Raw genomic sequence first — 13,408 nt, 5'->3', positions numbered from 1 at the left:
CCTCTCGCCCCAGTGGCGGCTGGTGTGTCATCGAACGCCGCGCTAAGCTCGCTGGCAACCATTAAGATAAATGATAAAAAACTACGACAAATAGTTATGACAACGCATTAAGGAGGCTGTGCGATGAATGTTCTGCTTTGCCCCGATAGTTTTAAAGATGCGCTTAGCGCTGAACAAGCGGCAAGCGCCATGGCAAGCGGTATTCAGCGGGCTGCGCCAACCGCCACGATTAACCTTTGCCCGCTGGCCGATGGCGGCGAAGGCAGCTTGGAAGCGCTTATTGCCGCCACCAACGCCGAACGCTGTCAGCTAACCGTACAAGATGCCTTGGGGCGGCCGCGACAAGCATCTTGGGGCTGGCTAAGCGAGCAGCGTACCGCGTTTATCGAGCTGGCAGAAGCCAGTGGGCTGCAGCACCTAACCACTCACCAACGTAATGCCCTGCATACCACCACTTACGGCGTCGGAGAATTGTTTCTCGCAGCGCTGGACGCTGGTGCCACGAGGGCGCTGCTTTTTTTAGGTGGTAGTGCTACCAATGACGCAGGAGCAGGCATGCTCCAAGCACTGGGAGCCAAATTAGTAGATAAGAACGGCGATTCGCTTCCTCCCGGTGGCGCAGCACTCCAGCAGCTTGCAACGCTCGACCTTTCCACGCTAGATCCGCGTTTAAACAACCTAGAGGTTGAAGCCGCCGTGGATGTCGATAACCCCCTATTAGGGCCTCGTGGGGCGAGCGCTGTCTTTGGCCCGCAAAAAGGCGCATCACCTGATGATGTCGACACCCTTGACCGCGCAATTGGCCATTTTGCTGACCTAAGCGCCCAAGTGTTGGGTCGCGATGAGAAAGAATTAGCAGGTGCAGGAGCGGCGGGTGGTATGGGGTTTGCTGCTCGCTGCTTTCTTAACGCCACCCTTACGCCAGGCATTGAGATGATTATGCAGCAGGCCAAGCTTCCCAGCCTGCTTCCTAACGTTGACCTAATCATTACTGGAGAAGGTCGTCTCGATGGCCAAAGCCTTTCGGGTAAAACGCCCATTGGCGTTGCGCGGCTTGCCAAGCGCCATGGCAAGCCCGTCATTGTGCTGGCCGGTAGCCTAGGTGATGGCTGGCAGGCGTGTTTAGAAGAGGGTGTTACTGCCGCATTTGCCCTTGCCGATGGTCCAATGGCGCTTGAAGACGCCCTACCACGTACTGCAGAGTTGCTTGCTGACCGCTGTGAGAGTATTACAAGACTTTGGCTTGCTCGGTAAGCCAGCCGCCCCTTGAAAACACATCTCCCCTTGAAAAACTAACTTAGCGCCTATATCTCTTTTATTAGACGCACATTCAGCGGCATATCAGTACTGTACTACGTTGCGTCAGCGATGAGTCAGCCGTCGCCAGCTCACCGCCAAGGTAATGTTATGACGCTATTGACGCGATGCAGAAAACTTGTTTTGCAACGCCCACTAAGCGTCTTAAGCTAAATCAAACGATTTGATAACCGTACTGTTTTTAGCGCGGCTACCACCATGGAGGAGCACGATATGAGTGATACAAATAGCATCGGCTTACACGAAGGCAGTGCAAGCCAGTTGGCTGAAAAATTGAATCACCTGCTGGCCAATTACCAGATTTTCTATATGAACGTTCGTGGCTACCATTGGAACGTTAGAGGCAGCGATTTTTTTGAGCTACATGCCAAGTTCGAAGAGTTTTATACGGATCTGCTGACTAAAGTCGACGAAGTGGCGGAGCGAATTTTAACGCTCGGCCACAAGCCCATTCATGCGTATAGCGACTATGTAAAAATTTCGCGTATTGAAGAAGATAAAGACGTTCATGATGGCCAAACCTGCGTAAAAGGCGTACTCACCGGTTATCAAACACTGATTGAATTACAGCGGGAATTGCTAGCAATTGCGTCGGATGCTGACGATGAAGGCACCGCTGCGCAAGCTGGTGACTACATTCGCGAGCAGGAAAAAACCGTATGGATGCTCAACGCTTACCTGAGCAAATAATGCGATGTTTACGATGTTTACCTTGCTGACGGCTGACGTGAGCATCAGGTAAGCACTATCAAAAACGGCACCCATAGCGGTGCCGTTTTTTTGTGGTGATTTGTCTAACGAGACTTCGCCAACGTTTCAATGAAATCGCGCAACATCTCCCAGAACTCTGCTACCGATTCAATTTCTACTCGCTCGTCTGGCGAATGCGCGCCGCGAATCAGAGGGCCAAACGAAATCATGTCTAAATGTGGGTATTTACTTCCTAAAATGCCACATTCAAGGCCTGCATGAATCACCTTAACCTCGGGTTCGCGGCCCATTAATGCAGCATGCCGAGTGTTAAAAATAGCAAGCAAGGGGCTTTGTGGATTGGGTGCCCAGCCGGGGTAGCCATTTTCCACTTTTACTCTAGCGCCCATCAGGCCAAACAGCGCCTGAAAACGACTCGACATCGCGTCAGTGGCACTGTCATGCAATGAACGCACCAGTGCACAAAGATGGAAACGACCGTTTTCCACGCTTAATACACCCAAATTGTTCGAGGTTTCCACTACCCCCGGCACATCCGCACTCATGCGCTCAACCCCACAAGGGACTGCATGCAGCGCAGCCAGCAGCATCGCACTGGCGTCCCGCGTTAACGGTTCAGCGTCAGCCAGCTCCACTCGCTCCGCAATGAGCGCCATATTGCTATCGCCACTGCCCAATTCAGTTTTCAGTGTATCGGCAAGCGCTTCCACCATCCCCAACGCCGCGTTAACTTCATCAGCAGGCAGAGCAACTTGTGCAAACGCCTCACGGGGGATGGCATTACGCAGCGTGCCCCCCTGGTAACTAATCAGCCGCACACCAAAGGTTTCCAATGCCCACAGCACGCGGACTAGCAAACGGTTCGCGTTACCCAGAGGCTTATCAATATCCATCCCTGAGTGCCCGCCTTTCAAGCCGGTCAGCGCCAGCGAGATCACTTGTTCATCTTCTTGTAGGACGGTAGTGGGAAGTTGCGCATTCACCACTACATCAGCACCACCCGCACAACCAATATACACTTGGCCGCGATCTTCGCTGTCTAAATTGAGTAGCAACGACCCTTCCAGCCAGTTCTCGGCGAGATTGAGCGCGCCGCCCATAGAGGTCTCTTCCTCTAGCGTAAACAGCGCTTCTAAAGGACCATGAGTAAGCTCTGGATCTTCTAAAACAGCGAGTATGGCTGCCACCCCAAGGCCATTATCAGCCCCTAGTGTGGTGCCATCAGCAAATAACCAACCCTCTTTTTCATACGTCTGAATAGGGTCACGGGTAAAATCGTGGTCATGCCCAACGTTAGCTTGCGCCACCATATCTAGATGGCCCTGCAACACGATGCCTGGCGCGCTTTCACAGCCGGACGTGGCGGGCTTACAAATGCGCAGGTTGCCAAAAGCATCCCGGTCGTGGGATAGCCCCTGGGAATCAGCCCAGGCCTCTAGCGTCGCCACTAGCGCGGCTTCATGGCCAGAGGGGCGTGGCGTATTACATAGTGTGCGAAAGTGCTGCCACACTAAACGTGGCTCGAGGGCTTCTAGATGTGCGTTCATGGAAACTCTTCATTATCGATAACCAGTTTACTTTACCCGCCTGAGCTACTGGGGAAAAGCGTGCGCTGTTCAATAATTTGTTGAGTCGCACGACGAATTAGCCGCACTGACTCGCCGTGTGCTTTCGCTAACGGCTGGTTTTGAAAGGCCCAGGCAATCAGCTGTTGGTGGGCTATTTGCACCTCTTGTCCTAATAACCAATGGCTAGCCTCTCTGGCCAGCGCCTGAAGCGACGTTCTTGCCAATGCAGGGTCACGGTGCCCATACGCCACATCTTCTACTGCCTGAGTATCAGTGCTGCTAAGCGGTAAACGAGGCAAGGACGGCAACAGTAACGCGACGATCGGTGCGGGCAGTGTCGCTAACTCAAAGGCTAATAGCGTTATCAACGAGGCCGCAAAAGAGTCATGCAGAGACGTCAGCACTGCTTGCCCTTCGCTTGTCAGCGCTCGCGCCACCATAATGGCGTACTCGCCGGTCGCCGCTTCTCGGGTGATACCTAAGCGAACAGGTACGAAACCGAGCGCCAACCAAAAGCGAAGCAACGAGGCTTCGGCACCAAAGGTAGCCCCGTAAAGCGCGACCCCTTGCTGGCTAGCATCGGCTATATCGTCTTCTAACAACCAACGCCCTAATCCTTCACGGCGCCGCTCTGGATGAGTAGCAATGCGCGCTACCCGCCGCCAGCGAGAGGTTAACGCCTCACGACTGCCACTGTGAGCCGCTAACGACTGGGCCAGTAGATGACCTTGAGGACGCCGCTCACCACGAGCCACCTGCTCAGCAAGTGCAGCATTAAAGTCACCTTCTTCCCGAGTCACCAAAACGGCCTGAGGCTCTTTTGATGCGATGATTGTGCGAATAGCGGTGCCAGGGCCATCCAACAGTTGGCGTAAATCACTGGGCGTGGTGCGATAGTGGGACTGCACTAGCAAGCCAAACAGTTTTGCTAAGCACTCAGGCTGCTTGGCTAACTGAGCCTGAGCAAGTGCAATAGAGACGGTCTGACACTCCGTACCAGCGTGTGACTCAGGTAACTGAGCCTCAGGTAGCGGAGCATTGAGCAGCAGCAACGTTTGAATAGTCGCTTCTAAAGGGTCGCCCGCTGACCAGCGAATAGGAGCTTCAAGAGCTAGCTCTCGCCACTGGGGTGCTTTGCTATTTAGCACCTCGCGAAAACGTAGTGCAAAGCCGCGCCCAGAACCTTCATAACCATGCACGGTGGTGGCAAACGCGATACGGGGGAATGCAACCAACCACTGGGCTAACAAGGCCGCAGGAATAGCTGCCGCTTCATCGACAAGTAAATAGCTGCCACTGCCGCCGAGCGCTGCTTGGTGAACTTGTTCGTTTAGCGCATCAGGAGGAAGAAAACACAGCGAGCTACCATTCGGCAGTTCAAACCGCGCGTGGCTGAGACGCTGGCCTTCCGGGCATAACGCTACCACTCGCGCAAATAGGCTTTCCACTGAACTAAGACGAGGTGCCGTCACTACCAGTTGCGTAATGCTTTTCTTCAATAAGCGAGCACAAGCAATCCCCAGTGCAGCGCTTTTACCCCGCCCTCGATCGGCAGTAATAACCAATGGTCGGCGACGCTTTAGTTTTACTAGTGCATTTACCGCACGAGCCTGGTCGGCAGTTAAACAGTCTGTGTCATCAAACGGAGCCGCACGCGATTCACGAATAGCTAGTTTGGGCAGCGTGAGGTGACCGTCAACTTCCCAGCGAACAATAGTGCTCTCACCCGTCAGTTGAAGCGCTAACCGCTTAAGGTAATGAGCGCTCAATGAAGCCCAGCGCCACGGGTAATCGGCAAAGCGGGCATAGTCAGGATCAGGCTGTTCACCCCAGCGGCTTGGCGTAATGATCACCAATAACCCACCAGCACTCACGGTGCCTGCCAAGGCTCCAAGCGCATCTGGATCTAATCCCTGGCTACCACTAGCATCTAGGACAACTAGCTGATGTTCCGCACCGAGCCGTGTGCGCGCTTTACTGGCTGGTAAACAGGGCGACACCGACGTCTCTTGCTCAGCTCCCACCCATAACGGCGCCTGCCACATTCGCACGTCCCATAGCCGTTGCGCCTGGTGGCGAGCCTTTTCAGGTGGCCCGTAGAGCCATACCAGTGTCCGCCAGCGCCGGCGCTGCAGACGGACGGCATGATGATCCAAGGCCGATACTTGCTTCATGACCGTCATTGGTTTTTCAACGCGGCAGCCCACGCGCATAGCATCTCCTTAGAATGTCTTTTGCTTACAACTTTGGTTGTAGGTTGGCGTGATTTTCAACGCTTTTAGAACTAACCATATGGTCAAAAAAGGCATCAAAAAGTATACAAATAACTGTTTTTAATGATTTTAATTTTTCAAAGAAGCTTCGTATAGGACGTTAAACTCTTTGGATTACTGATATTGCGCTGCAGTAGGTGGAGTGTGCTAGCTTAGCGATGCAGTCTAGCGGTATTTACTTTACGTAAACGTAAGCCATACCCGCTGCACTTTCCTGCTTTCAGGTAATGAACACTAATAACGCCAACCGCCAAAGTACCAGGAAACTCGCAATGAAAAAGATGACTAAATTTGCCTTAACTAGCCTCGCCGCTGGTGTCGCATTCGCCGCACTCACCTCTACTGCTCAAGCGCAAGAACAGTGGACAATGACCACTACCTGGCCAGAAAACCTCGACCTGATTAAGATTGATCAGCACTGGGCAGAGCTTGTAAACCAGCTGGCAGGCGACGAGGTACAGATTAATTTCCGCGCTGGGGGCACGCTAATGCCCGGCACTGAAGTCTTCGATGCTACCGAAACCGGTGCTATTCAAGCTGCTGGTGATTGGCCGGGCTACTGGGCAGGTTTGAACCCGGCATTTTCTCCACTTGCCACCACTACTAGCTTATTTAATGGCGTTGATTACTTGAACTGGATTCAGCAGTGGGGCGGTTTTGAGCTCTACCAAGAGATCTACGGTCAATACAATATGGTGTATTTGCCTTACGGTATTACCAACAATGAATCTGGCTTCATGGGCCGTACGCCAATCGAAAGTATCGCAGACCTTGAGGGTAAGCGCTTGCGCCTATCTGGACGTGACCAGGGCCGAGTTCTCGAAGAGTTAGGTGGCTCGCAGGTTACGCTAGCCGGTGGCGAAGTGTACCAAGCGATTGAACGCGGCGTGATCGACGCCGGTGAGTTCTCTACTCCAGGCGTTGACTTTAACGCAGGCTTTGCCGAAGTTGCCGACTACTGGGCGACACCTGGTTGGCACCAGTCAGCGAGCGTTTTCGGCGTTATGATCAACAAAGATTCCTGGGACGCCCTGTCTGAAGAGACCCAAGCGAAGCTAAGAACTGCCGCTGAAGCCACCATGGCATGGTCACTTTCCTGGTCAGAGCGTGAGTCTACTGAGGCTACGCGGAAGTTTATTGATGCGGGCGTCACCATTAACCAGTTCTCTGAAGAAGATCTGGCGCGCATTCAAGAAATTACCAATGAAGTGATCGTTCGCGGTGCTTGTGAGCACCCAGATCATGCAAAAGTTTACCACTCCATGATTAGCTACCTAGAAGACTACGCAGCATGGCGGGATGTTACCGCGCCATTCAACATGAGCCGCACCATGGATAACCTGCCTTCACTGGAAGAGATCGAAGCCTGCCTATAAGGCGTTCAAGTACTGCCCCAGCACGGCTGGGGCGGTTGGTGCTTAGCTGCGGAGACCTTCCATGAATGCGATTGCCAAGGCGATCGATGCAATTAACGAGCTGCTGGGCCGCATCATCGCACCGTTAATTGCCATCATTACTCTGATAGTGCTTTACGACATCGTGTCGCGCTTCTTCTTTGGCCGCCCTAGCGACTGGGCGTTTGATGTCACCAAGATGCTGTTTGGCGCGCACTTTATGCTAATGGCCGCTTATGGGTTACGTCACCATGCCCACGTGGAAGTCGACGTTATTAAGCGTCTGCTATCACGCAAAAAGCAGGCCGTACTAGACCTGCTCGGCTATTTAATCTTCTTTGTGCCGTTCATCTGGCTGCTGCTGACCTATGGCTGGCGGTTTTTTGAGCGTTCGTTTAGCCGTGGCGAAACGACCTACGGTATGGTCTCAATCCCGGTGTACCCAGTGAAAGGCGTTATCGTGGTCGCTGCTGTGCTTATTTTGTTGCAGGCGGTTGCTATCGTTCTGCGCGCCATTATGCAACTGCGTGAGGAGAAATCCGCATGAGTGCAGAACTACTGACGCTGGTGATGTTTGGTGGGCTTTTAGTTGGCTTGTTTATGGGTCATCCGCTTGCTTTTGTACTGGGTGGCATGGCAGTCATCGGCGCATATTTAGGGCCTGGCATCAACACCCTGGGGATCATCATTAACAACGTCTATGGCAACGCTATGGACAACTATGTATTAGTGGCTATCCCGCTGTTTATTTTGATGGCGCGCTTTCTTAATGATTCGGGCGTCACCGAAAAAATGTTTGATGCGATGCGGCTACTGCTAGCGAACCTTCGCGGTGGACTAGCCCTTACCGTGGTCGTTGTATCTGTATTACTTGCAGCTACCACCGGTATTGTTGGCGCGTCGATTGCCGTTATGGGCATGATTGCCCTGGTGCCAATGCTGAAATATGGCTATAACAAAGAGTTAAGCGCAGGCGTTATCATGGCCAGCGGCTGCTTGGGCATTTTGATTCCCCCCAGCATTATGCTGATTTTGATGGCGAGCTATTCGCCTGTCTCCGTGGGTGCACTCTTTGCTGGTGCGTTGATTCCCGGCCTGATGCTGGGAGTGATGTATGCACTATACGTGCTGGTGATTTGCTGGCTAAAACCCAGCTATGGCCCTAAAGTGCCTGCGGCAGAACGGGCAGAAGTCAGCACAAAACAGCTGCTGATCATGCTGGGTAAGTACGTTGTTCCACCCATGTCGTTAATTCTCGGCGTATTGGGGGCTCTGTTTACCGGTGTAGCAACGGCCACTGAAGCATCTGCTATTGGTGTATTTATCGCCTTCCTGCTGTTTTTAATCTTCGGCGACCGCAAGGTGTCTACCTGTTACAACACACTGATCGAAGCTGGTAAAACGACAACCATGGTAATGCTAGTGCTCGTCGGGGCCACAGCGTTTACCGGGGTGTTCTCGATTGGCGGCGGCATGACGGTGATTAGTGACTTTGTACTAGCCGTTCCAGGCGGAACTGTTGGTGCCCTACTGTTGATGCTGTTCCTGGTATTTATCCTCGGTATGTTCCTCGATTGGACCGGCATCGTGCTGCTAAGCTTCCCCATTATGCTGCCCATCATTGCACAAATGGATGTGGATGTGCTGTGGTTCGTCGTCATGGTAGCGGTAGTGCTGCAAACCTCCTTCCTAACGCCACCCTTTGGCTATGCACTGTTCTATTTAAAGGGTGTAGCACCACCAGGAGTAGAAATTGTTGATCTCTATAAAGCAGTCGTACCCTTTGTAATCATCATTCTCTTCGCTTGTATACTGATGGCGCTTTTCCCTAGCTTGATTACGGGACTACCAAGCATGTTAGTGGGTTATTCGTAACCACACGCTATTAGCGCTAAACGCCTAACATCCCCCCGCCTAGCGGGGGGATTTTTTTGTTAGCAGTAATGTTGGCTGCAGCCGCCTAACGCAAGTGATACTATTTGCAGCTGCTATTTCTTCGCATTGACGAGCCAAGCTGCCCCTCATCCAAGGAGACAACGACGTGTCTACGCCAGCTCGCCGCTCACCATCGGCCCTGTTTTCAGGTTTTGCCTCACGCTTTTCGCTGTCGCTTAACCCTTGGTCAATCGCCCTATTTTTGATCGCCCTCGTTGTCGCACTGCCCATTATTGTGGTTCTTAGCCATATTTTTGTGCCGACAGAAGGCGTTTGGCAGCACCTAGCAAGCACTGTATTGCCACGCTATCTCTCTAATACGTTTTGGCTGGTGCTATGGGTTGGCATTGGCACTCTAATTTTGGGGGCTGGTACCGCGTGGCTGGTCGTTATGTGCCGTTTTCCAGGCAAGCGTCTATTTGAATGGGCACTGTTGCTGCCACTAGCGGTACCGACGTATGTCATTGCCTACGCTTATACAGATTTTTTCCAGGTAGCGGGGCCGTTACAAAGCGCGCTACGCGAGTGGCTTGGCTGGCAAGTGGGCGACTACTATTTCCCTAATGTGCGCTCATTGGGCGGTGCAGCAACCCTGATTACATTTGTGCTTTACCCATATGTGTACCTGTTAGCTAGGGCTTCTTTTCTTGAGCAATCGGTCTGCGTGTTAGATGTAGGTCGCACATTAGGGCGTGGCCCTTGGCGCTTATTTGCTAGCGTAGCGCTGCCTCTTGCCCGGCCAGCGTTAGTGGGAGGTGTTTCACTGGTTCTAATGGAAACGCTTAATGAATTTGGGGCAGTGCAGTTTTTTGGCGTAGATACCTTCACCACCGGCATCTATCGCACGTGGTTTGGCTTAGGTGAGCCTGTGGCCGCCGCTCAGCTAGCGGCCTGCTTGCTAACCTTTGTCATAGTGCTGGTTCTTTTAGAGCGCTATTCGCGGGGTAAGCGGCGCTACTTCCATACCACCAACCGGTATCAGCAGCTACCAGAATATCGTCTGCATGGATGGCATGCACTAGGGGCTACTCTTGCGTGTTTGCTGCCCATTGTTATTGGCTTTTTACTACCCAGCGGCATTTTGCTCAATATGGCGATTAAAACAGGCGATAGCCTGTTCGGCACGCGGTTTATTGGCTTTGCCGTGAATAGCCTTAGCCTTGCGACCATTGCCGCATTAATCGCAGTAGGGTTAGCCGTGTTATTGAGCTATGGGGTAAGGCTCAACAATTCACCAAGCGCACGATTTTTCACGCGTATCGCCGCGATGGGTTATGCCATTCCCGGTTCGGTGGTAGCTGTTGGCATCCTGATTCCATTTGCCTGGCTAGATAACTCGCTGAACATGTGGCTACACGAACACTATGGAAAAATCATTGGTCTGGTATTTAGCGGCTCAGCGTTTATTTTGATTTACGCCTATGTGGTGCGCTTTTTAGCTGTCTCGTTTAATGCGGTAGAAGCGAGCCTTGGCAAGGTAACGCCTAGCATGGACGCTGCCTCTCGCACATTAGGCCAAACCGCTGGCGGCACGCTACGCCGGATTCATACGCCGCTGATGCGGAGCAGTCTGCTAGCAGCCGGGATTTTGGTATTTGTCGATGTGATGAAAGAGTTACCCGCCACGATCATCTTGCGGCCTTTCAACTTTGACACCTTAGCAGTGCGTGCCCACAGCTTAGCCTCAGATGAACGCCTAGCAGAGGCATCCACTGCTTCGCTGACGATAGTGGTGGTTGGCATTTTACCAGTGATTTTACTCAGCTTGGCAATGCGCCGGGCACGTCCTGGTAGCCAGGCCGAGTAATGAAAGCGGCTAGCCGTTGAAACCGCCAGCCGCCAAAAACGATAGATTAAGCCGGAAAGATAAACACCTGGGAGTGGTCTAAGTCGATATCAATCGGCTGCCCCTCCTGGGGTAAGAATACCCCAGGCACACGGGCGTGAAGGTGGGCTTCTTGTCCGTCGTTACCATGGGCACATAAGTGAATGAGGCTTGAGCGCCCCAGCAGCTTAGCCATAACCACGTGGCTATGATTATGCGGTTCCGCAGGCACATCACGCTCTCTAATACGTAATGCTTCGGGACGAATCATCACCTGAGCATGGCTACCTTCTGGCAGCCAGCTGGCATCCACCGGACCGACGGGCGTAGCCACAAAGCCCCCCTTAACGACACCGCTTAATTCATTCACTTCGCCAAAAAACGTGACGACAAAGGGGTCTACAGGCGCGCAATAAAGCTCGCGTGGGGTCCCTGTCTGGACGATTTTACCATCCCGCATCAGTGCAATGCGATCTGCCATAAACATGGCTTCTTCAGGGTCATGAGTCACTAGCAGAGTTGCTGAGCCGAGCTTTTTCAACACGTGCAGCGTATCGTCTCGGATACGATCCCGTAGCCGCGCATCCAGGCTAGAAAATGGCTCATCCAGCAACATCAATTTAGGCGTAGGAGCTAGGGCACGCGCCAGTGCCACACGCTGCTGCTGCCCACCTGACAACATATGCGGATAACTTTCTGCATAGTCGGCCATGCCTAGTTGAGCTAGCAGCTCAAGTGCACGCTCCTGGCGCTGACTTGAAGGCAAACTTTTCAGACCGAAGGTAACGTTTTCGAGCACGCTAAGGTGTGGAAATAGGGCAGAGTCTTGGAAGGCAAGGCCTACATTACGCTTTTCCGGCGGAACATGACGCTTACCCGGTGCCGCAATAGAAAGACCATCAAGACTCACCGATCCTTCCTGCACAACCTCTAACCCCGCAGCAATCCTAAGCAGTGTGGTTTTGCCACAGCCAGAAGGGCCAAGCAAGCACACTACTTCGCCTGGAGCGATATCAAGATCAATGCCTTTTACCACTTTATTCGCCGCAAACGTGTGCTGAACACCACGAAGCGACAATGCTGATGCAGGAGCCGACACATCGGAAAGTGACACAGTTGCCGTCATTATTTCACCATTGTCTCGTCCACCCGCGACATGATAAACGCATGCCGCTGCGAACACGGTTGAAAGTTATTTGCATTCTATTTTCTATTGAGCAGAGATGCACGCTTCTTACTAAATAGAGGATGCGTTTCATTAGCATTTAACTTGACGCCAACCGAGAGAAGCGTTTCAATACGCGATGTCGCTAATGCAACTTATTATCATAAACATTCAGGGTGTTTGTTATGAAAAAAGCACGTCTCACGGCTACCGTAGCTGCCATCATGGCAGGTTCTGCTTTTGCAGGTAGCGCGCTCGCCAACGAAGTCAACATTTACTCCGCTCGCCATTACGATTCTGACGAGATTCTCTACAAAGCGTTCACAGAAGAGACCGGGATCGAGGTTAACGTACTAGAGGGCGATTCCGACCAGTTGATGGAGCGCATGCAGCGTGAAGGCATTGCGAGTCCTGCTGACGTAATGCTCACCGTTGACGCGGGTCGCCTATGGCGCGCCGAGCAGGATGGCCTTTTTCAAAGCGTAGACTCGGACGTGCTTAACGAGCGCCTGCCAGAATCAATGCGTCACCCTGAAGGTTTGTGGTTTGGCTTTAGCCAGCGTGCACGGGTTATTTTCTACAACCGCGAGAACTTTGACCCTAGCCAAATTGCTACTTACGAAGATCTGGCCGACCCGCAGTTTGAAGGCCAAGTATGTATCCGTTCTTCCAACAACATTTACAACCAGTCGCTGCTCGCCTCAATGATTGAGCATCACGGCGAAGAAGGCGCGCAAGAGTGGGCTGAAGGCGTTGTTAGCAACATGGCACGCGATCCAGAAGGCGGTGATACCGACCAGATTCTTGGCGTTGCAAGCGGCGAGTGTGACTTGGCAGTTGCGAACCACTACTACTACGTTCGTCTGCTACATTCTGATGACGACGCTGACCGCGAAGCGGCACGCAAAGTAGGGATGATTTTCCCCAATCAGGATGATCGCGGCACCCACGTTAACGTTGGCGGTGCAGGCTTGGTGGCTAACGCACAGAACCCAGAAAACGGCATTCGCTTCCTGGAGTTCTTAGCCTCTGACGAAGCTCAGGAAGTACTGGCTGATCGCAACTACGAGTTCCCTGTTGTTGAAGGCATCAAGAAAAATCCGGTGCTCGAATCTTGGGGTGATTTCACCAAAGACGATATCAACATCAGCATCTTGGGCGAGAACAACCCAGAAGCGATCCGTATTTTTGATCGCGTAAGCTGGCGTTAAGCGCTGTGG

10 protein-coding genes are annotated in these 13,408 nt (G+C 52.6%); 7 read left to right on the top strand and 3 right to left on the bottom strand.

Translation table 11 applies throughout. The features are described 5' to 3' along the window. The first annotated feature begins 123 nt into the window (after nt 1-123). Nucleotides 124-1,254: a glycerate kinase gene (locus tag CR46_RS0117075; RefSeq protein ID WP_030074726.1), complete on the top strand. Its 1,131-nt coding sequence runs from the start codon at nt 124-126 to the stop codon at nt 1,252-1,254. Nucleotides 1,255-1,530: 276 nt separating this feature from the next. Next, nucleotides 1,531-2,007 carry a Dps family protein gene (locus tag CR46_RS0117070; protein WP_009724882.1) on the top strand — a complete coding sequence of 159 codons (477 nt, stop codon included), beginning with the start codon at nt 1,531-1,533 and terminating at the stop codon, nt 2,005-2,007. Between the two features lie 104 nt (nt 2,008-2,111). Here CR46_RS0117070 and CR46_RS0117065 read toward each other — a convergent pair whose 3' ends face one another. Both CR46_RS0117065 and CR46_RS0117060 read right to left on the bottom strand, forming a co-directional pair. Then, nucleotides 2,112-3,575, bottom strand: a complete 1,464-nt coding sequence (locus CR46_RS0117065; protein ID WP_030074724.1) for an aminoacyl-histidine dipeptidase — start codon at nt 3,573-3,575, stop codon at nt 2,112-2,114. 32 nt (nt 3,576-3,607) lie between these two features. After that, nucleotides 3,608-5,809 carry a tRNA(Met) cytidine acetyltransferase TmcA gene (locus CR46_RS0117060; protein WP_030074722.1) on the bottom strand — a complete coding sequence of 734 codons (2,202 nt, stop codon included), beginning with the start codon at nt 5,807-5,809 and terminating at the stop codon, nt 3,608-3,610. A 332-nt stretch (nt 5,810-6,141) separates the two neighbouring features. On the opposite strand from CR46_RS0117060, the gene dctP reads away from it, so the two are divergent. The 4 genes from dctP (at nt 6,142) to CR46_RS0117040 (ending at nt 11,005) form a co-directional block, all read left to right on the top strand. Continuing rightward, nucleotides 6,142-7,245 carry a TRAP transporter substrate-binding protein DctP gene (dctP, locus tag CR46_RS0117055; protein ID WP_030074720.1) on the top strand — a complete coding sequence of 368 codons (1,104 nt, stop codon included), beginning with the start codon at nt 6,142-6,144 and terminating at the stop codon, nt 7,243-7,245. A 61-nt stretch (nt 7,246-7,306) separates the two neighbouring features. Next, on the top strand, nt 7,307-7,810 hold the full coding sequence (locus CR46_RS0117050) for a TRAP transporter small permease subunit (RefSeq protein ID WP_009724886.1): 504 nt from the start codon (nt 7,307-7,309) through the stop codon (nt 7,808-7,810). Beyond that, nucleotides 7,807-9,138 carry a TRAP transporter large permease gene (locus CR46_RS0117045; protein ID WP_198023743.1) on the top strand — a complete coding sequence of 444 codons (1,332 nt, stop codon included), beginning with the start codon at nt 7,807-7,809 and terminating at the stop codon, nt 9,136-9,138. The genes CR46_RS0117050 and CR46_RS0117045 overlap by 4 nt, the downstream gene beginning before the upstream one ends. Before the next feature lie 166 nt (nt 9,139-9,304). Beyond that, nucleotides 9,305-11,005, top strand: a complete 1,701-nt coding sequence (locus tag CR46_RS0117040) for an ABC transporter permease (protein ID WP_030074716.1) — start codon at nt 9,305-9,307, stop codon at nt 11,003-11,005. A 46-nt stretch (nt 11,006-11,051) separates the two neighbouring features. On the opposite strand, the gene CR46_RS0117035 is transcribed toward CR46_RS0117040, so the two are convergent. Further along, a complete protein-coding gene (locus CR46_RS0117035) occupies nt 11,052-12,149 on the bottom strand; it encodes an ABC transporter ATP-binding protein (RefSeq protein WP_030074714.1) in 1,098 nt (365 codons plus the stop codon). A 224-nt stretch (nt 12,150-12,373) separates the two neighbouring features. Here CR46_RS0117035 and CR46_RS0117030 point away from each other — a divergent pair, with 224 nt between their 5' ends. Next, entirely contained in the window at nt 12,374-13,399 is a 1,026-nt protein-coding gene (locus CR46_RS0117030; RefSeq protein WP_030074712.1) for a Fe(3+) ABC transporter substrate-binding protein, read from the top strand. Nucleotides 13,400-13,408: the final 9 nt, after the last annotated feature.

Source organism: Vreelandella neptunia (assembly GCF_000712975.1).
Taxonomy (GTDB): Bacteria; Pseudomonadota; Gammaproteobacteria; order Pseudomonadales; family Halomonadaceae; genus Vreelandella; species Vreelandella qaidamensis.
Note: the sequence above shows the minus strand (reverse complement) of the source record. Positions and strands in the feature narration are given on the sequence as shown.

What these genes read in the sequence shown, in the direction of transcription:
- CR46_RS0117075 (WP_030074726.1), top strand. Translation starts at nt 124, where the DNA reads ATGAATGTTCTGCTTTGCCCCGATAGTTTTAAAGATGCGCTTAGCGCT.
- CR46_RS0117070 (WP_009724882.1), top strand. Translation starts at nt 1,531, where the DNA reads ATGAGTGATACAAATAGCATCGGCTTACACGAAGGCAGTGCAAGCCAG.
- CR46_RS0117065 (WP_030074724.1), bottom strand. Translation starts at nt 3,575, where the DNA reads ATGAACGCACATCTAGAAGCCCTCGAGCCACGTTTAGTGTGGCAGCAC.
- CR46_RS0117060 (WP_030074722.1), bottom strand. Translation starts at nt 5,809, where the DNA reads ATGCGCGTGGGCTGCCGCGTTGAAAAACCAATGACGGTCATGAAGCAA.
- dctP (WP_030074720.1), top strand. Translation starts at nt 6,142, where the DNA reads ATGAAAAAGATGACTAAATTTGCCTTAACTAGCCTCGCCGCTGGTGTC.
- CR46_RS0117050 (WP_009724886.1), top strand. Translation starts at nt 7,307, where the DNA reads ATGAATGCGATTGCCAAGGCGATCGATGCAATTAACGAGCTGCTGGGC.
- CR46_RS0117045 (WP_198023743.1), top strand. Translation starts at nt 7,807, where the DNA reads ATGAGTGCAGAACTACTGACGCTGGTGATGTTTGGTGGGCTTTTAGTT.
- CR46_RS0117035 (WP_030074714.1), bottom strand. Translation starts at nt 12,149, where the DNA reads ATGACGGCAACTGTGTCACTTTCCGATGTGTCGGCTCCTGCATCAGCA.
- CR46_RS0117030 (WP_030074712.1), top strand. Translation starts at nt 12,374, where the DNA reads ATGAAAAAAGCACGTCTCACGGCTACCGTAGCTGCCATCATGGCAGGT.